The 21,141-nt window shown below is 64.5% G+C and carries 21 protein-coding genes; 6 read left to right on the top strand and 15 right to left on the bottom strand.

Going from position 1 to position 21,141, the window contains the following annotated elements; translation table 11 throughout:
- Positions 1-53 precede the first annotated feature (53 nt).
- Positions 54-593 (top strand): adenine phosphoribosyltransferase, encoded by a 540-nt coding sequence (locus A3AI_RS0100870; RefSeq protein WP_024513751.1) that lies wholly within the window; start codon positions 54-56, stop codon positions 591-593.
- A 173-nt stretch (positions 594-766) separates the two neighbouring features.
- Here A3AI_RS0100870 and A3AI_RS0100865 read toward each other — a convergent pair whose 3' ends face one another.
- From A3AI_RS0100865 to A3AI_RS0100825, 9 genes are all read right to left on the bottom strand, one after another.
- The gene (locus A3AI_RS0100865; RefSeq protein ID WP_036047335.1) at positions 767-1,537 is read right to left on the bottom strand and encodes an FkbM family methyltransferase; all 771 of its coding nucleotides are present in this window, start codon (positions 1,535-1,537) and stop codon (positions 767-769) included.
- 10 nt (positions 1,538-1,547) lie between these two features.
- Complete coding sequence (locus tag A3AI_RS0100860; RefSeq protein ID WP_024513749.1) at positions 1,548-2,216, bottom strand: hypothetical protein; 669 nt, start codon at positions 2,214-2,216, stop codon at positions 1,548-1,550.
- A 60-nt stretch (positions 2,217-2,276) separates the two neighbouring features.
- A complete protein-coding gene (locus A3AI_RS0100855; protein ID WP_024513748.1) occupies positions 2,277-3,032 on the bottom strand; it encodes a P-loop NTPase family protein in 756 nt (251 codons plus the stop codon).
- Between the two features lie 178 nt (positions 3,033-3,210).
- Positions 3,211-4,446, bottom strand: a complete 1,236-nt coding sequence (locus tag A3AI_RS0100850) for a M48 family metallopeptidase (RefSeq protein WP_024513747.1) — start codon at positions 4,444-4,446, stop codon at positions 3,211-3,213.
- A 158-nt stretch (positions 4,447-4,604) separates the two neighbouring features.
- Positions 4,605-5,165 carry a LemA family protein gene (locus A3AI_RS0100845; RefSeq protein ID WP_024513746.1) on the bottom strand — a complete coding sequence of 187 codons (561 nt, stop codon included), beginning with the start codon at positions 5,163-5,165 and terminating at the stop codon, positions 4,605-4,607.
- Positions 5,166-5,290: 125 nt separating this feature from the next.
- A complete protein-coding gene (locus tag A3AI_RS0100840) occupies positions 5,291-6,268 on the bottom strand; it encodes a small ribosomal subunit Rsm22 family protein (RefSeq protein WP_024513745.1) in 978 nt (325 codons plus the stop codon).
- A gap of 101 nt (positions 6,269-6,369) precedes the next feature.
- Positions 6,370-9,834, bottom strand: coding sequence for a chromosome segregation protein SMC (smc, locus tag A3AI_RS0100835; protein WP_024513744.1), 3,465 nt, complete (start codon positions 9,832-9,834; stop codon positions 6,370-6,372).
- 205 nt (positions 9,835-10,039) lie between these two features.
- On the bottom strand, positions 10,040-10,696 hold the full coding sequence (locus A3AI_RS0100830) for a DsbA family protein (protein ID WP_024513743.1): 657 nt from the start codon (positions 10,694-10,696) through the stop codon (positions 10,040-10,042).
- Positions 10,697-10,821: 125 nt separating this feature from the next.
- Entirely contained in the window at positions 10,822-11,301 is a 480-nt protein-coding gene (locus tag A3AI_RS0100825) for a DUF721 domain-containing protein (RefSeq protein WP_024513742.1), read from the bottom strand.
- Positions 11,302-11,458: 157 nt separating this feature from the next.
- On the opposite strand from A3AI_RS0100825, the gene mutY reads away from it, so the two are divergent.
- Entirely contained in the window at positions 11,459-12,559 is a 1,101-nt protein-coding gene (gene mutY, locus A3AI_RS0100820) for an A/G-specific adenine glycosylase (RefSeq protein WP_024513741.1), read from the top strand.
- A 61-nt stretch (positions 12,560-12,620) separates the two neighbouring features.
- Positions 12,621-13,040 carry a PaaI family thioesterase gene (locus tag A3AI_RS0100815; RefSeq protein ID WP_024513740.1) on the top strand — a complete coding sequence of 140 codons (420 nt, stop codon included), beginning with the start codon at positions 12,621-12,623 and terminating at the stop codon, positions 13,038-13,040.
- Between the two features lie 13 nt (positions 13,041-13,053).
- Here the strand turns inward: A3AI_RS0100815 and A3AI_RS0100810 are convergent, their stop codons facing one another.
- Positions 13,054-14,325, bottom strand: a complete 1,272-nt coding sequence (locus A3AI_RS0100810; protein ID WP_024513739.1) for a flavin-dependent oxidoreductase — start codon at positions 14,323-14,325, stop codon at positions 13,054-13,056.
- Positions 14,326-14,466: 141 nt separating this feature from the next.
- Here A3AI_RS0100810 and A3AI_RS0100805 point away from each other — a divergent pair, with 141 nt between their 5' ends.
- A complete protein-coding gene (locus A3AI_RS0100805; protein WP_024513738.1) occupies positions 14,467-15,087 on the top strand; it encodes a glutathione S-transferase family protein in 621 nt (206 codons plus the stop codon).
- A gap of 188 nt (positions 15,088-15,275) precedes the next feature.
- Here the strand turns inward: A3AI_RS0100805 and A3AI_RS0100800 are convergent, their stop codons facing one another.
- Positions 15,276-15,962, bottom strand: coding sequence for a glutathione S-transferase family protein (locus A3AI_RS0100800; protein WP_024513737.1), 687 nt, complete (start codon positions 15,960-15,962; stop codon positions 15,276-15,278).
- Between the two features lie 254 nt (positions 15,963-16,216).
- A complete protein-coding gene (locus A3AI_RS0100795; protein WP_024513736.1) occupies positions 16,217-17,350 on the bottom strand; it encodes a site-specific DNA-methyltransferase in 1,134 nt (377 codons plus the stop codon).
- Positions 17,351-17,753: 403 nt separating this feature from the next.
- Here A3AI_RS0100795 and ypfJ point away from each other — a divergent pair, with 403 nt between their 5' ends.
- The gene (gene ypfJ, locus A3AI_RS0100790) at positions 17,754-18,689 is read left to right on the top strand and encodes a KPN_02809 family neutral zinc metallopeptidase (RefSeq protein WP_024513735.1); all 936 of its coding nucleotides are present in this window, start codon (positions 17,754-17,756) and stop codon (positions 18,687-18,689) included.
- Positions 18,690-18,821: 132 nt separating this feature from the next.
- A complete protein-coding gene (moaB, locus tag A3AI_RS0100785; protein WP_024513734.1) occupies positions 18,822-19,385 on the top strand; it encodes a molybdenum cofactor biosynthesis protein B in 564 nt (187 codons plus the stop codon).
- Between the two features lie 13 nt (positions 19,386-19,398).
- On the opposite strand, the gene A3AI_RS47160 is transcribed toward moaB, so the two are convergent.
- From A3AI_RS47160 to A3AI_RS0100770, 3 genes are all read right to left on the bottom strand, one after another.
- Positions 19,399-19,545 (bottom strand): hypothetical protein, encoded by a 147-nt coding sequence (locus tag A3AI_RS47160; protein ID WP_156927584.1) that lies wholly within the window; start codon positions 19,543-19,545, stop codon positions 19,399-19,401.
- Positions 19,542-20,486, bottom strand: coding sequence for a bifunctional helix-turn-helix transcriptional regulator/GNAT family N-acetyltransferase (locus A3AI_RS0100775; protein WP_024513733.1), 945 nt, complete (start codon positions 20,484-20,486; stop codon positions 19,542-19,544). Before A3AI_RS0100775 ends, A3AI_RS47160 begins: the two co-directional genes overlap by 4 nt.
- Positions 20,487-20,551: 65 nt before the next feature.
- On the bottom strand, positions 20,552-21,121 hold the full coding sequence (locus tag A3AI_RS0100770) for a glycosyltransferase family protein (RefSeq protein ID WP_024513732.1): 570 nt from the start codon (positions 21,119-21,121) through the stop codon (positions 20,552-20,554).
- Positions 21,122-21,141 lie beyond the last annotated feature (20 nt).

Below are 21,141 nucleotides of genomic sequence, written 5' to 3'. Positions count from 1 at the left end.
AGGTTTGACGCTTTGTGTCGCCCCGGAATGACGGCGACTAGAAAGAGACGAGCATGACTTTTGACCTTGATCTGAAAGCGGCCGTTCGCACCATACCGGATTATCCCAAGCCGGGGATCCTGTTTCGCGACATCACCACGCTCATGGCCGACGCCCGCGCCTTCCGCCGCGCGGTCGACGAATTGGTGAACCCCTGGGCCGGCTCGAAGATCGACAAGGTCGCCGGCATCGAGGCGCGCGGCTTCATCCTCGGCGGCGCGGTGGCGCATCAGCTCTCCGCCGGATTCGTGCCGATCCGCAAGAAGGGCAAGCTGCCGCACACCACGATTCGCATCGCCTATTCGCTGGAATACGGCATCGACGAGATGGAGATGCATGCGGACGCGGTGCATCCCGGCGAACGCGTCATCCTGGTCGACGACCTCATCGCGACCGGTGGCACGGCGGAGGGCGCAGTGAAGCTGTTGCGCCAGATCGGCGCCAACGTGGTCGCGGCCTGCTTCATCATCGACCTGCCGGATCTCGGTGGCGCCGCCAAGCTGCGGGCGATGGACGTGCCGGTGCGCACGCTGATGGCGTTCGAGGGGCATTGAGCCTGGTGGCTTCTCACCTCTCCCCGGCGGGAGAAGCGAAGGGTCGTGACCGCCGAAACCCTTCGCAAAGCGCCAAAGCGCGATGAGATTTGGTTTAATCGTCATCGCGCTTTAGGTCTTTGATCAAGCATGATCTTTTCGGAAAACCGCTACACACTTTTCCGGATCATGCTTTAGCTTTGCGAGTCCGGCAGCGGCGTTTTGCTGAAGACGAAATTGTTGTAGTAGCCCTTGGCCTTCCAAAACCATTCGCCGTCCTGGCGCTGATGGATCGCGGCATCGAATTTCGCGACCGAGAGAAGCTGGCTACCCGCGACGAAATAACCGGCATAGCCAAGCGCGTTGAGATAGGCGAACACGTCCTCGACGCGCGTGCCGTCGAGGTGACGGCTCTCGCATTCGAAAATGAGCAGCGGTGATTGTTCGCGCAGGATGCGCTCGGCCCCTTTGAACACGTCAAGCTCGGCGCCTTCGACGTCCACCTTCATGAAGCTGATCTGCTCATGTTGAGCGAAATAATCGTCGAGCCGGACCATCGGCACCGAGATGGTTTCGAAGTCGCTGGCGCCTACGGTCTTGCTGACCAGAGAGGCACCGGGCGAATGGCCTTTCGGCACGAAAAGATCGGCCTGACCCGGCTTTGAGAACGCCGCCTTCTGCTCGACCGTCACATTGTCGAGCTTGAGATCGCTGGCGAGCCTGGCAACCAGTTGCGCGAATTGGGGCTGCGGTTCGAACGCGACCACCCGTCCGTTCCGGCACCAGCGGGAGAGCCAGAAGACAAAGCTGCCCTTGTTGGCGCCGATGTCGCAGACGGTGTCGGCGCTGCGCACATGCTGGCGGATCAGGCGGAACTCGATCCTCTGGGCGAGGAACCGGGCTTTCAGTCCGCGGATCAGGAAGTGTTGGCTGTCCCGCGAGAGCCATGGAAGTGGTTTGGTCACGGTGGACAATCTATGATTGCTGCAGGATGAGGCTCAATTCGAGCTCGCGTAAGGCAAAATAGTTGCGCCGGACCCATTGATGGAGCTCGGTCGACGAATCCTTCTCACGTCGCAGATAGTCGGTGAAGGAAAAGGTGAGCCGGTCGATGTAGGTTTTGAGGAACGTCGGCAGCGCGCTCACGCGCAACACCCGACCCATCCCTAAAGACTCCGGCAACTCTCCGCGCACGACATGTTCGTTGTCGATAACGACGAGGCGCGAGGCCGGAATCTGGTCTTGCAGCGCCAGGTGCTGGCGTACCGAGACGCGGTCGGTGTCGGCGGCAAACAGGATGATCGGCGTCACCCGGCGCCGCTCCGCCTCCTTCATGAAGCCGATTTCTTCCGACATCTTGAAGAACTCGTCGAAAGCGTGGAAGCCGAGGTCGATCACCTTGGCGATGCCGTCATCGACGATGATGCGGTCCATCAGCTGCATCTTGCCGTAGGTGTCCTCGATCTCCGCCGTTTCGGTCACGTTGGGCAGATAATCCAGGAGCGAGGGCTCTTTCAGGTTGACGTCAAAGGCGGCAACCTTCCCGTTCTTGAGCAGCAGGAACTCGGTCAGCAGGCGCGCGACCAGGGTCTTGCCGACCTGTGGGCGGGGCGAGCAGATAATATAGACCGGAGTAGCGGGCATTTCCCGCTATATCAGGTGAAATTCGTGCCCGATCCAGCCCTGTTCGAGGGGGCGGCCGAATTATTTTTCGCCACCCCGCACGCCGACCTTGCCGCTGCCGACGATGTCGGTCAGCTTGATGCGGTCGAATTCGCTCCAGACATTGGCGAGCCAGTGCCGGACATAGCCGCGCAGCACGAAGGAATAGTTCGCGGCCTCGTCGCGAACGCCCTTGTTGGCGACGAATTTCAGGAACGGGACGGAGGCCACCTCGACCTGCTCGAATGCCATTTCGTTGAGCTTCGGGATGGTCAGCTCGGTCGCGTCCTTGATGCGGTGGAAATAGGAATTATAGGTCGACTGGTCCCATTCGAAAAAGCTGGTGTTGTTGATGAAATTCTTCACCAGGAAGTATTTGGCGCCCGACATGAAGTTCGCGGTTTCCGCGATCTCGTCGAGCGACGCAATCGAAGGTCCCAGTATATGGAACACGGCGAAGGTGATCTGGCCAGCACGGGCGGCATCTAGAAAGCCGATGTCGCGCAAGGACGCCAGCGCCGGCGACAACAGGCCTGCGCGGACGTCGATCACGGTCACCGAGGGGCTCACCGTGTTGAGCGTATCGAAGATCTTCATCTGGTCCGCCGTCGACGTCATGTCGACGATCTCGGTGATGTCGGGGTGAAACCGCTTCAATGTGCCGCGCGGCGATTCCGTGTCGAATGCGCGCGTCGGCACGTTGTTGGCGCTGAAATAGTCAAGCACGGTCCGTGAGACCGTCGTCTTGCCAACCCCGCCCTTGTCCGCGCCCACCACGATCACTGCCGGCTTTGCCATGTCCTACCCTCAAGAAAGTCCAACGCCGACCGAGACGCCGATCAGCCAATCCCCATATCTGCTTTGGGCGCGAACATGGCAGAAACATGGGATAATTCAATTCAATCGCGGCCCGTTTCCGCCATTGGCACGGAATTTGTCGATCTGTCGAGCAAGATGTCGCAAAAATCGTCAAGGTCTAACGCGGTCCCCAAGGACCCGGCGAATTACCTGCCGTATTTCCCCACGGGCCAGGGGCGGGCGCTGATCCGCCCTGCGTGCTGCTGCCGCTTTCAGCATCGTTCCAGGGGCCCGGCGGCAGGGGCGGCGGCTGGCCGCTGTCCGGTTGATTCGTCCGGCCATCCTGCTCGTCCGACGGATGCATCGGCAAGGCGAGCGGAGCCATGTAATGGCCGCCGGCGTATTTCACCAGCGCCTGCACCCTCGCCTCAACTGAAGGGTGGGTCGCGAAAAGGTCGGCAAATCCCTCGCGCGGGTTGTCGAGACACAGTTCCATGACCGCCGACGTCGCACCAGGCAACTCGCCGCGACCCTCGATCTTGCGCAGCGCCGAGATCATGGCATCGGGGTTCTTGGTTAATTCGACCGAGCCGGCATCCGCGAGATATTCGCGCGAGCGCGACAGCGCGAGCCGCACGAATTGCGATAGCGCCCAGGCGAGTACGATGAGGACGACCGCGAGGATGATGATCAGGATCGCAGCACCGCCGCTCTTACGGTCGCCGCTACCGGAATCCGACGACGAAGAAGAGCCTGATGATGAGGACCAGGAGGAGCCGCGGCCAGAACCCCAGCCCCAGCCGTAATTGCCGAAATTGAAGAACCCCCGGAAGAGCAATTCGGCAGAGAAGCCGACCACACCTGCGATGATCACGGCGATCACCATCATCTGTACGTCGCCGTTCCTGATGTGGGTGAGCTCATGGCCGAGCACCGCCTCGATCTCCTGGTCGTTCAGTGTGTTCAAGAGGCCGGTGGTGACGGTGACCGCGTATTGTCCGGGGTTGAGGCCGGTCGCATAGGCGTTGAGTGCCTCGCTGTCGACGAGCTTCAGCTTCGGCATCGGGATGCCGCGCGAGATGCAGAGGTTTTCAAGGAGATTATAGAGCCGCGGCTGCTCCGTCCGCGTCACGTCAGTGCCTCCGGTGACGGCGTCGATGATCTTCTGATGAAAGAAATAGGCGATGACGATCCACAGCGCCACCGCGCCGGTGGAATAGGGCAGCGACCGGATCAGGTCGCGCAATCCAGCGCGCAAATAATAGTCGGCCGGTGCGCCGGCGTAGTTGACCACCTCGATGACCAGCGCCCCGGCATAGACGATCACATAGACCAGCAGGAACAGGGCCGCGAGCAGGACCATCGAGCGGGTCTTGTTCGCGGCAATATGGGTATAGAGACCGTAGGCGGCCATGACAGCTTTCCACTAGGCTCCGTCATTCCGGGGCGCGCCGTCGGCGCGAACCCGGAATCCCGAAGTTGGAGACGCGTAGCGAGATTCCGGGTTCGATGCTTCGCATCGCCCCGGAATGACGGGAGTGACTGGCATCCCGTCGAGCGAGCCGATGAGGCCTAAAATTTCACACTCGGCGCGGCCTCGACTTCGGTGCGGCTGGCGCCGAGATCGAAGAAATCCTTGCGGGTGAAGCCGAACATGCCGGCGAACAAGGCGGCCGGCATCTGCTGGATCCCGGTGTTGTATTCCTGAACGGCGTTGTTGAAGAAGCGGCGGCTGGCAGCGATCTTGTTTTCGAGATCGGAGAGCTCGCTTGCGAGCTGCTGGAAATTGGCGTTGGCCTTGAGATCGGGATACGCTTCCGACAGCGCGATCAGCCGGCCGAGCGCGCCGCTGAGCTGGGTTTCGGCCGCCGAGACCTGCGCGGGCCCCTGTGCTGACATCGCGGAGTTGCGGGCCTTGATGACGTCGTCGAGTGTGCCGCGCTCGTGCGCCGCATAGCCCTTCACGGTCTCGACCAGGTTCGGGATCAGATCGTGCCGCTGCTTGAGCTGCACGTCGATATCGGCAAAGGCCTGGTTGACGCGCTGGCTGAGTGCCACAAGCCGGTTGTAGGCGCCGAGGGCGAACAGCACGAGAATGACGATAATGCCGAGAACGATCCAGCCGGTCGACATGGAAAGGCTCCTGATGGGACTTTGGATGCGGACAGTCTAGCGGGCGCTGGCGATAGCGGCGAGGTGGGTACTGCATTGGTCGCGCGCAAGGCGCATCGAGTTCAATGGTTAACCCCTTCAATGGGTTAACTTTCCTGCATCACCCCATCCCCCCAGCGCCAGCGCCGGGCGGCCGCATAGGCGCTCCTGTCGCGCCGCGGCACTCTTGCGATGGCGACACCGTCCTCCGTGCAAAGCTTGGCCGCAACTTCGACCTTGCCGACCGCCGGCTGTGCGAGCACGCGGGCCGGCCGGTCCGTCACAGCCGCCCGCGTCATGATGACATAGGAGAACTTCTCGTCCTCGAACGGCAATTCCGCGCCCTTGATCTGCTTATGCGCGCGCGAGCGGGCGAGGCGCTGGGCGAAATGGCACCAGTCCGGAGGCGCCAGGGGGCAGGCGGACTCGTGCGGGCAGGGCGCGGCGACATGGGCGCCGCCAGCGGTCAACTGCGCTCGGGCGGCCATGGCCCGCGCATATCCGGCCGGCGTACCGGGCTCGACGATGAGAAGCGTGTCGCTGGTCTTACGCCAGGCGAGCGCGACGAGTTCGTCCCGCTCGGCCTCGGTGAGCTCGCCGATGACATAGCTTGCGACGACGAGATCGGCGGCATCCGCTAGCGCGAGCGTGCTGCGCGCTTCGCCCGCGGCGTAGGTCATCTGGTTCATGCGCGCAGTCTCGCGGGAGAGTTCGTTCGCCAGCGCACGCAACGCGCTGTTGCGGTCAAGCAGGGCAAAGCTTTGCAACGAGGGAAAGGCTTCCGCCGCAGCAAAGCTCGCCGTGCCCGGGCCGGCGCCGATGTCAAGCAGGCTGTGCGGCGTGAAGTGCGGCCGCACCTCCAGCAGCGCGTTCAGGCAGGCAGTAACCGCGGCATAGGTCGCGGGCATGCGCGCCAGCGCATAAGCGAGCGCGTCGACCTCGGTCCTGATCGTGCCCGACCCACCGCCGTCGCGGTAGGTTTTTGAAATCACCGCCGCGCGCGCGGCCGCGTCGCTGCGGGAAAGCCCCTCGAGCTTTGCGTCGAGTGCTATTCTCAGCGCGGCGGGAAGGGCGGGAGAAGTCATGACGCCACCCGCTAATATTCCGGGTTCGATGCGGAGCCAGTCATCGGGCCGGCCAGAAAGGCCGGACCCGTTGGCATCGCCCCGGAATGACTCTCATGTCGTCACGCCACGTTCTGGTCGAGGATCTTGGTCGCCTCTTCGAGGTCGACCGAGACGAGCTGTGACACGCCGCGCTCGGCCATGGTGACGCCGAACAGGCGGTTCATGCGCGCCATGGTGATCGGGTTGTGGGTGATGATGATGAAGCGCGTCTCGGTCGAGCCGGTCATCTCATGCAAGAGGTTGCAGAAGCGCTCGACGTTGTGGTCGTCGAGCGGCGCGTCGACTTCGTCCAGCACGCAGATCGGCGAGGGGTTGGTGAGAAACACTGCGAAGATCAAAGCGAGCGCCGTAAGCGCCTGCTCGCCGCCGGAGAGCAGCGACAGCGTTTGCGGCTTCTTGCCGGGCGGTTTGGCAATGATTTCGAGGCCGGCCTCCAGCGGGTCGTCGCTCTCGATCAAATGCAGCGCGGCCTCGCCGCCGCCGAACAGCTCGGTGAACAACCGCTTGAAGTGAGCGTTGACGCTTTCGAACGAAGCGACCAGGCGCTCGCGCGCTTCGCGGTTGAGGCTCTGGATGCCCTGCCGCAGCCGCTTGATGGCCTCGACCAGATCGTCGCGCTCGGTGGCCAAGGTCGTGTGTTGGGTCTCGACCTCCTGCAACTCCTCCTCCGCGCGCAGGTTCACAGCACCCAGCCGCTCGCGGTCGCGGCGCAGCTTTTCCAGACTCTCCTCGATCTCGGCGAGCGGCGGCAGCTCGGTGTTCGGCTCAATTTCGGCAAGGGCTGCGACGCCCTGCGGTTCGATCTCCAGCATGTCGTGGATCTCGCGCTCGATATCGGCGAGCCGGCGCCGCGCGCCTTCCATCCGCTCCTCGGCGCGGGCGGTCGCTTCGCGCGCGGTCGAAAATGCCTCCAGCGAGGCCTTCGCAGCGCGGTCGGTCTCGGCCATCGCGGTTTCAGCGGCCGCAAGCGCATCGGCCGCGACGCGGCGGTCGTTCTCGGCGTGCTCGATCTCGCTGATCAGCGCGCTGCGCTTCTCGGCAAAGAACGCCGGCGCGTTTTCGAGTTCCGCGCGCTCGGCCGTCACCTCGGTGATGCGGGCCTCGATGGTCTCGATCTGGGAGCCCGCGCTCGTCTTGCGGTTCTGCCATTGATTGCGCTCGGCGACGATCGCCTGTACGCGGCGGTCGGCAAGCTCGGCCTCGCGGGCCAGCGCCTGCGCTTCCGCGCGGACCTGCGCGGCGAGCCGGCGATGGCCCTCGATCTCGCCGCGCACGGCAGCGAGCTGCTGCTCGGTCTCGACGCTGGCCGGCATCTCCTCGAGCGCCGTGGTCGCGTTCTGATGCGCGGCATAGGCTTCGGTGAGGTCGGCTTCAAGACGGGTGCGGGCCTCGGTGAGCGCCGATTTGCGCGCGGCGTGGCGGTTGATCTCGCGCTCGGCCGCCGCATGGCGCTCGCGCGCGGCATCGGCCTCGCGCTGGGCGGCGCGCCAGGACTCGCGCGCGCCGCTTTCGGTCGAGGCGGCAGCGCGCAGCTCAGCCTCCGCCATCTCCAGCGCCTGGCGCTTGGTGGCGAGATCGTTCTTCGCCTGCTCCAGTTCGTTCTCGATGTCGACCAGGCGCGCGCGTTCGGCAAGCCGTCGCGCCGCGCCGGTCGGTGCATGGGCCGCCGCGACAAAGCCGTCCCAGCGCCAGACGTCGCCGTCGGTCGACACCAGCCGCTGACCGACCTTCAATTGTGCGGCGAACTCCGCGCCGCGTTCCTTGGCGACGACGCCGATCTGTGCGAGGCGTCGCGCCAGCTCCGGCGGCGCCTGCACGCGCGCCGCCAGCGGCTCGACACCTTCAGGCAGCGACGGGTCCTCGCTGGCCGGGCCGACCAGCGTCCAGCGCATCGGTGCCGACGCATCGACCGGCGCGTCGAGATCGTCGCCCAGCACCGCGCCCAGCGCCTTCTCAAACCCCTTCTCGACGGTGACGCCGTCGATGATCGGGGGCCACAGATTCTTGGTCGCACCGGTGACCAGCTTTGCGATCGTGCGCGCCTCGGTCTCCAGCCGCTGCACCCGCTTCTCGGCCTCGGAGAGCGGGGCGCGGGAGGCATCCAGCGTCTGGCGCGCGGTGACATGCGCGGCTTCGCTCGCCTGGGCGGCCATCTCGGCCTGCAGGCGGTTTTCCTGCGCGCTCTCCATGGCTGCGGCGAGCGTGTCGAGGTCGCCGAAGCCGCCGGTCTCCTGGGCGAGCTTCTCCTCCTCGCGGGTGACGTTGGCGATCTCCTGGTCGAGCCGCGCCAAGCGGTCGCGGTGGCTGCGCACGCTCGCCTCGAGCTGGTTGCGCCTGGCGGTGAGATCGGCGAGTGCCGTTGTCAGCTCGGCGAACATCCGCTCGGAGCCGGCCAGCGTCGCTTCCGCTTCGGCCACGCGCTCGTCGAGACCGCTGCGCCGCTCGACGCGAGACTTGATCTCTTCCTTGAGCTCGGTGTCTTCGGTCTCCAGCCGCTGCAGCGCTACATCGGCATCCGAGGTCTGCTGCCGCTCGCGGGCGATGTCGGCGGCGAATTGGTTGAGCCGTCGGTCGAGCTCGCCGACACGTTCCTTGGCGCGCTCCTCCTCGCGGTCGAGCATGTCGCGCGCATTGTTGAGTCGCTGCAGGGTGGCGGCTGAGCGCGCCTCGGCATCGCGCAGGGCCGGCAGCTCTGACGCGCGGATCGCCTGGATGCGGGCGGCCTCCGCCTGCTCGCGGGTGCGCTCGGCCATGTCGCGCACGGTCAGCTCGTGCTGCTGCGCGGCGTCGTTCACATCCGCATGCGCCTGCATCCAGCGCAGATGATAGAGTGTGGCCTCGGCCTTGCGCACCTTGGCGGCGACCTCGCGGTAGCGGATCGCCTGGCGCGCCTGCTTCTTCAAGCCGTCCATTTGCCCTGCGAGCTGGCCGATCACGTCCTCGACCCGGGTGAGGTTGGTCTCTGCCGCCTTCAGGCGGAGTTCCGCCTCATGGCGGCGGGCGTGCAGGCCGGCGACGCCGGCGGCGTCTTCCAGCACGCGGCGGCGCTGCTCGGGCTTGGCCTGGATGATCTCGCCGATCTTGCCCTGGTGAACCAGCGCCGGCGAGCGGGCGCCAGTCGCGGCATCGGCAAACAACAGCTGCACGTCGCGAGCGCGCACGTCGCGGCCATTGATGCGGTAGACCGAGCCGGCCTCGCGCTCGATGCGGCGTGAGATTTCGAGCAGCTGGCTGTCGTTGACGGCCGCTGGCGCGGTGCGATCAGCATTGTCGATCGTCATTACCACTTCGGCATGGTTGCGCGCCGGGCGGTTGCCGGAGCCGGCGAAGATCACCGCATCCATGTCGGCGGCACGGAGAGACTTGTGCGAGGTCTCGCCCATCGCCCAACGCAGCGCCTCGACCAGGTTGGATTTGCCGCAGCCGTTCGGACCGACAACCCCGGTGAGGCCGGGTTCGATCATGAAATCAGTGGGTTCGACGAACGACTTGAAACCGTGAAGCCGAAGACGCGTGAGTTTCATAAATCTCGCATTCTCTGTTGGCAGGGCGCGAATCTACCTTGCCCGACAATACCATAGAAGGCAGTTCGGGCGGGGCGCGATGCGCCCCACACGCCGCTTCAGGGCCGGGACAATGGCTGCGCCGCGCCCTCAGAGCAACCTGCGTGAGGCGCTTTTCCCAAGGCTTTTGCGAGGCTTATGGTATGCGCTAAATCCTGTGGAGGAATCAGCTCTTGAGAAGCGGGTTGATCTTCTTCTCAAACTCCTCGATCGAGGTTTCGCCCTTGATCCTCTCGCCGTTGACGAAAAAGGTCGGTGTCGAATCGACCTTCAATACGTCGCTGGCGTATTTCTGATCCGCGGCGATCTTGTCGAGCAGCGCCTGATCTTTCAGGCAGTCTTCCACCTGCTGCTGGCTGAGGCCAGCCTGCTTGCCGATTCGGGTCAGGCTCTCGGTGGTATTTTTCATCACCCAATCGCTCTGCGATTTGAACAGGAGGTCGGTGACGGCGAAATATTTGTTGGCATCGCCATTGGCGATGCAGCGCGAAAGCATGGAGCCGGCAGCCGCCTTGATGTCGAGTGGGAACTCGCGGAACACATACCGCACCTTGCCGGTGTCGATGAACTCCGCCTTGATCTTCGGGAACACCTGTTCATTGAAGGCCGCGCAATGCGGGCAGGTCATCGAGGCATATTCGGTGATAGTCACCTTGGCGTCTGCCGGTCCCAGCGCCATGTCCGGCAGCGACTGCGGTTTTGCGACGTCGGTCGCGCTTTGCGCAAAGGCGCTCGGAATCAGCCGCAGCGGCGAGAAGCCGACCAGCGTGGCGAGGCCAGTCAGGGACAGGGCGGTTGTGAAGGCGCGGCGGGTGATAATCAACGGTCAACTCCCGGATTGGCGCATCCGCGCCCAAAGACAGAGGGTTCCAATTGAGACGCCGTTCGCTAGCCAAAAACGGTCAGCGTGGCAATGGCGGGCTTTGCCGCCGGCTCCTTCGAAAAATGTCAATTTCGCTTGATCGCGGCCCCGAGCCGGGCCAGCGCCTCCTTCAGCGCCTCGTCCTCGACCGCCGACAGGGTATCAGCGACTTTTTTCACGGCGGCCGGATCCGGTGGGCGCGGGGCCGGGCGGCGGTCCCGGCGCGACAGCGGCGCTTGCCGCAGCGCGATCCGCCCCACCGCATGCCAGCCGAAGAAGCGATTGACCCGCTCCAGGATCACGTCGGAGCGGTGCTGGATTTCCAGCGCCATCGGCCCCTCCACCCGCAGCACGAGCGTCGCCGGTTCCTGCGGCTGGCCCTCGACCGGCCGCGGCCATTGCATCTTCAAGGGCTCCGCGTGGGCCGCAATGTCATTGCCCGCGATCTCCGCCCAGCGGGTCACCAACTCCCGCGCGGCAAAGCCCTGCCTCGCATAGGCGTCCGAAAAGACGTCGCTGAGCAGGACGGAAAGCGGCTTGGCGGTTATGGGACCGGGCTTGGACATCGCTTGTTACTAGCATGCCGCAATCTCCGCCGTCATGGCCCGGCGTGGTTTCTGTGTTGAGCCCCGGCCATCCACGGCTGCCCACGCGATAAGAAAGGCGTGGATGCCCAGCCTGAGCCCGCCCATCACGAGGAGAGAGATGCGCTAAGGTTCGTTCATGAGTCCTGCTGGAGCTACGAAGAGAAAGCCGCGAACCGAAATCGGGGACACCGCCGGCCGCCCCGCGCTGCTGCTTGCCTGGTACGACCGGCATCGCCGCCGGCTGCCCTGGCGCGCGCTGTCGGGGACGCGGCCTGATCCGTACCGGGTCTGGCTCTCGGAAGTCATGCTGCAGCAGACGACCGTGAAGGCGGTCGGGCCTTATTTCGAGAAGTTCACGGCGCGCTGGCCGGACGTCACGAGTCTGGCGCAAGCCTCGCTCGACGACGTGCTGCGGCTGTGGGCCGGGCTCGGCTATTATTCGCGCGCGCGCAATCTGCACGCCTGCGCGGGCGCGGTGATGCGCGAGCATGGCGGGGTGTTTCCGGACACGGAGGAGGGCCTGCTCACGCTGCCGGGGATCGGGCCATATACTGCGGCGGCGATCGCGGCGATCGCCTTCGACCGCCGCACCATGCCGGTCGACGGCAATATCGAGCGCGTGGTGTCGCGCCTGTTCGCGGTCGAGAAGCCGCTGCCGCAGGCAAAGCCGCTGATCCGGGAGCTGGCGACGACATTGCTCGGCGACAGCCGCGCCGGCGATAGCGCGCAGGCGCTGATGGATCTCGGCGCCTCCATCTGCACGCCCAAGAAGCCGGCCTGCGCGCTGTGCCCACTGATGGAGGACTGCGCCGCGCGGCGGCGGGGCACGCAGGAGAGCTTTCCGCGCAAGGCAGCGAAGAAGACCGGCGCGCTGCGTCGGGGGGCTGCCTTCGTGGTCAGCCGCGGTGAGGAATTGCTTGTGCGCACGCGCCCCACAAAGGGCCTGCTCGGCGGCATGACCGAGGTGCCTGGCTCGGACTGGCGTGCCGACCAGGACGACAAAGCCGCGCGCGACCAGGCGCCTGCGCTGAAAGGTGTCGCGCGCTGGCACCGCAAGGCCGGCGTCGTCACGCACGTCTTCACACATTTTCCGCTGGCGCTCGTGGTCTACACCGCGGACGTGCCGTCCGGCACGCATGCGCCCGCCGGAATGCGCTGGGTACCGATCGCCACCCTGGCCGACGAGGCGTTCCCGAACGTGATGCGCAAGGTGATCGCCCACGGGCTCGGCATCTGACGGTTCCTGACAGCACGGTGGCAGCAGACATACGGTATGCGGGCTCGATCGGAGGGCCGCCATGATCAGAACTGCGCTCGATGACATCCCCACGCCGCCCTCGGCAGAGCTGCTCGGCTGGCGGCTGCTCGATGCCAGTCCGAAGGACGGCTGGATCAAGGTCGGCTTTGATGGAAAGGCGGAATTCTGCAACCCGGCCGGCTTTGTGCAGGGCGGCATTCTCTCGGCCATGCTGGATGACAGCATGGGACCGGCCGCCTTCGTGATGAGCGATGGACAATTTTACACCACGACCATCAGCCTGACCGTGAACTTCCTCGCGCCCGCGAAGCCGGGGCCGCTTGTCGTCGAAGCCCGGGTGACGCAACTCGGCCGGAGCATCGCCTTCATGGAGGGCAGGCTGACGGCGGAAGACGGCACCGTGCTCGCAACCGCCAGCACGACCGCGCGCGTGCTCGAGGCTGCGAGGGCACTTCGCTGAGCTTGTGCCCCGGTCAAGCCGCGCTGGCGCGCGGCACAATCGGCGGCTTGGCGTTGAGCGCGTCGACCTGGAAGCCAGCGACGCGCTTGTAATTGGCGGCGATGTCCTCCAGCTCCTGTTGCGAGAGCACGTCGGTGACGACCTCGTAGCCGTTGGGTGCGCGCTCCTCGACGAGTTGCATCACCTGCTCCGGCCCGTTGCGGCGGTTGAGCATCACGAGGTCGGTGGTCGCGGGCCGCCGTTCGGCCTCGTAGGCGCTGAGCGCTTGATGCGTTTCGCCATGCGTGAGGATCTCCCGCGTCAGCACCCGTGCATCCAGGATCGCCTGCGAGGCGCCGTTGGAGCCGATCGGATACATCGGATGCGCCGCATCGCCGAGCAGTGTGACGCGGCCGAAGGTCCAACGCCCAAGCGGATCGCGGTCGACCAGCGGGTATTCATAGGCATGCGGGCAGTTGCGGATCAGAGCGGGCACGTCGAGCCAGTCAAACCGCCAGCTCTCGAACCAGGGCAGAAACTCCTCCCGCTTCGCGGTCCGGTTATAATCCTCGCGCCGCCACTGATAGGTCGGCGGCATGTGCCGCTCGGCGATCCAGTTGATCCGATGCTTGCCTGACGCGTCCGGCTGTTTGGAAATCGGATAGCAGACGAATTTCAGGATTTCATGGCCGGCCATGATCATGGTGCGGCCGGACAGGAACGCGTCTGCATCGGTGATGCCGCGCCAGAGGATGCGGCCGTTCCAGATCGGGGGACCTTCCTGGGGGTAGAGCTTTTCGCGTATCGCGGAATGGATGCCGTCGCAGGCGATCAGCAGGGTGCCGTCATAGGTGTCGGCGTTGCGGCCGGTGGCCTTGTCGATGAATGTGGCGCGGATGCCGTCGGCCGTCTCCTCCCAGCCGGTCAGATGGTGGCTGGTGAGGATATTCTCCTGGCCGAGCCGCGCGACCGCGGTATCGAGCAGGATCTGTTGCAGAACGCCACGATGGATCGAGAATTGCGGCCATTTGTAGCCGGCCTCCAGCCCGCGCGGCTCGCTCCAGATCGGCTTGCCGTGCTTTGAGAAATAGGCGAGCTCCTTGGTGCGCACGCCGGCTTCGTCGAGTCTGTCGAGGAGGCCGAGCTCGATCAGCTCGCGCACCGCATGCGGCAGCACATTGATGCCGACGCCGAGCGGCCGCAGTTCGGCGACGCTTTCGAACACTTTTGCCGAGACGCCGATCTGGTTGAGGCTGAGCGCCAGCGTCAGCCCGCCAATGCCGCCGCCCGCGATGAGCACTGTCATGGGATCCCCCCGATTTTGCGGCGGTCTTGGCACAGGGAGGCCAAAGGGGGCAACTGCGAAACCGATCGCCGGTCGTCATTCGGGATGGACGGTAAGGCGATGCCTCGCTAATTTGCGCCCTTCCGTAGATCGAGGTCGCCCATGTACAAGCTCTATTACGCTCCCGGAACCTGCGCGCTTGCGTCGCATATCGCGCTGGAGGAGGCGGGCGCCGATTACAAGGCGGTGCGTCTCGATTTCAAGAGCAACCAGCAGAGCAGCCCCGAGTATCTTGCCATCAATCCGAAGGGACGCGTGCCGGCGCTGGTGACCGAGCATGGCGTGCTCACCGAGACGCCGGCGATCCTCGCCTTCATCGCGCAGGCCTTTCCACAAGCCAAGCTCGCGCCATTGGGCGACGCCTTCAAATTTGCCGAGATGCAGGCCTTCAACAGCTATCTCTGCTCCACGGTCCATGTCGCGCATGCCCACAAGATGCGCGGCCACCGCTGGGCAACGGAGGAATCCTCCTTCGCCGACTTCAAGCGCATGGTGCCAAAGTCGGTCGGGGCCGGCTTTGCGCTGATCGAGCGCAACATGTTTAGGGGCCCGTGGGTGATGGGCGAGGCTTACACGATCTGCGATCCCTACCTTTACACGCTCGGCACCTGGCTCGAGGGCGACAGTGTCGATGTGTCGACGCTGCCGAAAGTGATGGCCCACCGCAAGCGCATGCTCGAGCGCCCGGCCGTGCGCAAGGTGGTGGAAGCGGAGAAGGCGTAAGGGACGCGCATGTAGGGTGGGTAGAGCGTAGCGAAACCCACCATTCACGATCCATTGCGCGGGGATAATAGGCGTTGTTGAAGATGCGCATCATGCGACAGGCATCAGCGCTTCTTGCCGCATCAAAGACGTGGATGGCCGGGACAAGCCTGGACAAGCCCGGCCATGACGACCTCAGAGAGCGGAGATCACGCCACCTTGGTCTTGAGGTGGCCGAACATGTGGTTGCGCGCCTCCTCATCCATCTCGGCCTTGAAGGTGAACTTGTCCTTCAGCGCAATGGCGCGGGAGGCCGCCGGACGTGCCGAGATTTCGTCGACCAGCCGCTTCACGTTGGCATATTTTGCGGCGCCTTCCTCGCCGAGCACGAAGGAGGCGAGACGGGCCCAGCCCCACAACGCCATATCGACGATGGTATAGGTGTCGCCGACCATGTAGCGGTGCGCGGCGAGATGATCGTCGAGAATCTTGTAGTGGCGATGCGCCTCGTACAGATAGCGGTTCACAGCGTAATCCAGGTCCTTCGGCGCGGCGGTCTTGAAGTGCACCGCCTGACCCGAATAGGGTCCGAGGCCGGTTGCGATGAACATCAGCCAGGACAGCGTCTGGGCGCGGTTGGCCGGGCTATTGGGCGGAAGAAACTTGCCGGTCTTCTCGGCGAGATAGAGCAGGATGGCGTTGCTGTCGAACACGAACACGCCGTCATCATCGACCGCCGGGACCTTGCCGTTGGGATTGACCTTCAGGAATTCCGACTTGAACTGCTCGCCTTTGCGGGTGTCGACCGGCACGGGTTCGAAGGGCACGCCGGATTCTTCTAGAAACAGCGCGACTTTGTTCGGATTCGGCGCGCCGTTGAAATAAAATTTGAGCATTGGTGCTCTCCCTTCCCTGGTTTTTCCGAGAATCTCGGGACGCGGCTAAGTTGCCACGAACTGCCGGCTTCCATGCGTAAATTTTGGCAAGGGCGCAAGCGACGAATTTGTGAAAGGGGGCATACGCTGGCATTCCGCGGCGCCTCGAAGCGGCGAACCCGGAATCTCGAGATTCTCAGTTGCGCAGCAGCATAGCCGAGCTCGCGTCTTCGACGCACCCCGGACTGACGTGCGGAGAAAGTCGGCCCGAAAGCTCAGCCCGCCGCCATCCCGGCGCGGATCTCGGCGCGGAGCTCGTCGATCAGCTTCAGTCCGTGCTTGGTCTCGACATGCCAGAAGGTCCAGCCGTTGCAGGCTTCCGACCCTTGCGCGACCGCGCCGATACGGTGAATGGAGCCGACCTTGTCGCCGAGCATGATGGCGCCGTCGGCGCGGACCAGCGCGCCATGGCGCTTCTTGGCGTCGACGAGTTTTGTGCCGGGCATGATCATGCCGCGCTCGATCAATTCGGAGAAGGCGACCCGCGGCGCCTCGCGCGCGGTCATGAACGGCGCAAGCGTTGCCTCCGGCAGCGGCTCGACTGCGGCGATGCGCACCTGCGCGGCCTTGGCATAGTCGGCATCGCGCTCGAAGCCGATATAGCGGCGGCCGAGGCGCTTTGCGACCGCGCCGGTGGTGCCGGTGCCGTTGAACGGATCGATCACAAGGTCGCCGGGCTTGGACGACGACAGCAGCACACGGGCGAGCAGGTTTTCCGGCTTCTGGGTCGGATGCACCTTCTTGCCGTCCTTGCCCTTGAGCCGCTCCTCGCCGGTGCAGAGCGGGATCAGCCAATCGGAACGCGCCTGCACATCTTCGTTGGCCGCCTTCAGGACCTCGTAGTTGAACGTATAGCCTTTGGCGTTCTCGTCGCGCGCCGCCCAGATCATGGTCTCATGCGCATTGGTGAAGCGGCGGCCGCGGAAATTCGGCATCGGGTTGGACTTGCGCCAGACGATGTCGTTGAGCACCCAGAAGCCGAGATCCTGCAGGATGGTGCCGACGCGGAAGATATTGTGATAGGAGCCAATCACCCACAGCGTCGCCGATGGCTTCATGACGCGGCGGCAGGCAAGTAGCCAGGCGCGGGTGAAATCGTCATAGGCCGAAAACGACGAGAACTTGTCCCAGGCGTCATTGACGGCATCGACATGGGATTCGTCGGGGCGCTTCAGATCGCCCTTGAGCTGGAGATTGTAGGGCGGGTCGGCAAAGACGAGATCGACGCAGGCCGACGGCAGTTTCGACATCTCGGCGACGCAATCGCCAACGATGATCCGGGAAGCTTCGTCAGCCTCAAAATTAGTGCGGGGCGCCTTTGCAGACGCCCCGCGACGCGACACAACCATGACTCAAAACTCTGACTCAGGCGACGCTGTCGGCGACGCGGGACCAAACAACCGACTGGCGGTACATTGACTGGGCAAAGTAAAAATCGACTTAACCGGGAAAGTTTTTCACACCACACGAAGCGCACCGGTCGTGGGTCGCGATTGTTTTGCCGCAAAATCTTGACGTGGAGTGCGATGGCAAGTTTCCGTTTCCGCTGGTCCTTTTCGATTTTGTCGTTGTGCGTGTGCGAGCTTCGTAATGAGGCAGCGTCGAATCGCCGCCACTAGGCAATTTTTGCCGGGCAGGCTATTGATTGCCGCAACGGAAATTTTACTCTTGTGGCGCGCGAGACGATCGACGACGCGCTGCAATAGTTGCGATTGACGAGACGACCGCTCGCGATGAACGAGGAAAGCCGCCATGCGTTACGATGATTTCCGCCGCAGCGACGACATCGAGGACCGCCGTGACGATAGCGGCATGGGTGGCGGTGGCGGCATCGGTCTGCCGATGGGCGGCGGCGGGCTCGGCATCGGCGCCATCATCGTGCTCGGCCTGATCGGCTATGCGCTCGGAATCGATCCGCGTATCCTGATCGGCGGTGCCGAGATCCTCACCGGCGGCAATCAGGCGCCGACCTACCAGACCGACCGCCGCACCAGCTCCAGCCAGGGCAAGAGCGGCGCGCCCACCGACGAGATGGGCAGCATGATCTCGGGCATCCTCGGCGAGATCGATGATCGTTGGAGCGAAATCTTCAGAGCGAGCGGGCAGACCTACACCGGTCCCAAGATCGTGCTGTTCCGCAACGTCACCAATGGCGGTCGCTGTGGCATGGCGCAGTCGGCGATGGGGCCGTTCTACTGCCCGCCGGACCAGAAGATCTTTCTCGACACCGGCTTCTTCCGCGAAGTCGAGACGCGCTTCCGCGGCTGCTCGGGCAACGCCTGCAAGTTCACCGCGGCCTATATCATCGCGCATGAGGCCGGCCACCACGTGCAGAATCTGCTCGGCATCATTCCGCGCGTGACGCGGCTGCAGCAGCAGGCCGGCAGCAAGGCCGAGGCCAATGCGCTGCAGGTGCGCGTCGAGTTGCAGGCCGACTGTCTGTCGGGCGTGTGGACCAACCGCGAGGAGAAGAAGCGGCCGGGCTTCCTCGAAGCGGGCGACATCGATGCCGCGCTGACGACGGCCGCCGCCATCGGCGACGACACGCTGCAGCGCCAGACCACCGGCCGCGTCGTGCCTGACTCCTTCACCCACGGCAGCTCGGCGCAGCGCAAGCAGTGGTTCATGACCGGCTATCAGCAGGGCACCGTGCAGGCCTGCAATACTTTTGGTAACGGGTCGCTGTAGTCATTTGTTATTGTCATTCCGGGGCGCCTCGAAGAGGCGAGCTTCGGAGTGCAGTTGCACACCTGAGAATCTCGAGATTCCGGATCAGCCCACCTTCCGCGGTTTGTCCGGAATGACGGAGAGAAGTTCGCAATGTCCGCCATCGACGAGTCAAAACAATTCATTCCGCTTAACATCGCGGTGCTGACGGTCTCCGATACGCGCTCGCTCGCCGACGACAAATCCGGCACTACGCTCGCCGATCGCCTTAGTGCGGCCGGCCACAAGCTCGCTGCGCGTGAGATCACGACCGACGATGTCGATGGGATTCGCGGCGTGGTGAAGCGGTGGATTGCGGACGAGGGCGTCGACGTCATCATCACCACCGGCGGCACCGGTTTCACCGGGCGCGATGTCACGCCGGAAGCGCTCGAGCCTTTGTTCGAAAAGCGCATGGACGGCTTCTCCATCGCCTTTCACATGCTGAGCCACGCCAAGATCGGCACCTCGACCATCCAGAGCCGCGCCACCGCCGGCGTTGCTGGCGCCACCTTCATCTTCTGCCTGCCCGGCTCGCCCGGCGCCTGCCGCGACGCATGGGACGGCATTTTGGCCGCGCAGCTCGACTACCGCACGCGTCCCTGCAACTTCGTCGAAATCATGCCGCGGCTGGACGAGCATCTGCGCCGGCCGAAGGCGAAGGGGGCTTCGGCCTAAGCCGGGCCCATCCCTAAGCAACCGCGCGCCCAACCAGCATCCACACGGTCCGCCAGATGTTCCGGCATGCCTCGCGATGGAGCCTTCGCGCGCGGCGCACATACAGTGCGATCAATTCCGGCGTGACGCGCAGCGAGGTCTCGCGATGCGGCGCTCTCACAGGTCGCGCTCCCAGGTTTCGCCGATCAGGTTCTGGCCAAAGCTGCGATGCGGCTCGCTCTTCACCAGCGCAAAGCCCGCGTCCTGGTAGATTTTGCGCGCGGCAGTCAAAATACTCTGTGTCCAGAGCGTGATCCGCCGGTAGCCACAGGCGCGCGCAAAGGAGATGCATTCGGCGACCATGCGCTGGCCGAGGCCCTGGCCGCGCCCGCCCGGCTCGACCAGCAGCAGGCGCAGCTTTGCCACCTCGTCGCTGCCTCTCACCAGGAATACCGAGCCGACAGGCCGGCCGTCGATATCGGCGATCCAGCAGCGCTCGCGCGATGCATCGAAGGAGGTAATGAACTTCGCCGTGATCTCCGCGACCAGTGCCTCGAAAGTGGCATCGAAGCCATATTCGCTGGCGTAGAGCGCACCATGGCTCTGCACGACATAGCCCATGTCGCCCGGCCGCGGGTCGCGCAGGATCGCCGGCTGCAACGCCGTGTGGGGTGCGCCGAGCAGCCGCTCGACCACCTCCATCGCGGATAATAGCCGCTTGCGGTCCTCGCCCGCGAGTGTCCCCAGCATCAGTCCGACATGATCCTGCGAGGTACGTTCGAGCTTTGCGAAGGCCGCTCGGCCTTTGGCGGTCAGGCTGAGCTGGTATTGCCTGCGGTCCGCGGGCAGCGCCTTGCGACCGATCAGCCCGTCCTCGTCGAATTTCTGCACGATGCGGCTGAGATAGCCGGGATCGAGCCCGAGCTCGAGCCCGATCTGCTTGGCCGAGAGGTCGCCACGATGGGCGAGCTCGAACATCACCCGTGCCTCGCTCAGCGAGAACGGGGTTTTCAGGTGATGCTGGTCGAGAACCTCGAGCTTACGGGTGTAGAAGCGGTTGAACGCGCGAACCGCTGCGATCTGCTGGTCGGGCTCTCCAGGCGAAGTCTGGGCACTGGGCATGGCGCACCTCCAATACTTGCCATTGTCAAACAATTAATTGACTTTGGCAAGTATATTGGAAGTGATCACAGTATGATGATCCGGCTGTGCAACAGCGTGCGGGAGGAGCGGCCGAGCCGGCGCAAGAGCTGCGCCTCGGAGACGCGGCCGTCGGCCGCGTAGCCGCCAAGCCGGTCGTAATGCTCGCGGGCGATCAGAAGGCCCTGGTCCGCGCGCGGGCCTGTAATCGTCCGCGCCAGCCACCTCAGCCCGTCACGAAAACCGGGCTCGGCATAGGGCGAGCGGGCATAGCGGAACACGGCCGCGCGCGGATGGTCGCTGCCCGAGACCCGCTGCATGAATTGCGAGGTCTCGTCGATCCAGCCGGCATCGAGAACGGCACCGGCGCGCAGGAACATCAGCCATGGCGAGCGCGCCTCGCGCGCGCCGGCGGCGAGCGCTGCGGTGTGTGATCCGGAAAAGCGCAGAAAGCGGCAGCCCGCGACATCGGCGACCCGTTCGATCACGCCATTGTCGGCGCCGTCGACCAGGAGCACCTCGCGCACGACGCCGGCCGCGGCACCCGGCACCAGCGCGGCCAAGGTCGCCACCGCCGTCTGTTCGACCCCTTCGGTCGGAATGATTACGCTCAGCATCGAGCCTCGGGCACCCCTGC

It is taken from the genome of Bradyrhizobium sp. Tv2a-2, from assembly GCF_000472425.1.
GTDB lineage: Bacteria > Pseudomonadota > Alphaproteobacteria > Rhizobiales > Xanthobacteraceae > Bradyrhizobium.
Note: the sequence above shows the minus strand (reverse complement) of the source record. Positions and strands in the feature narration are given on the sequence as shown.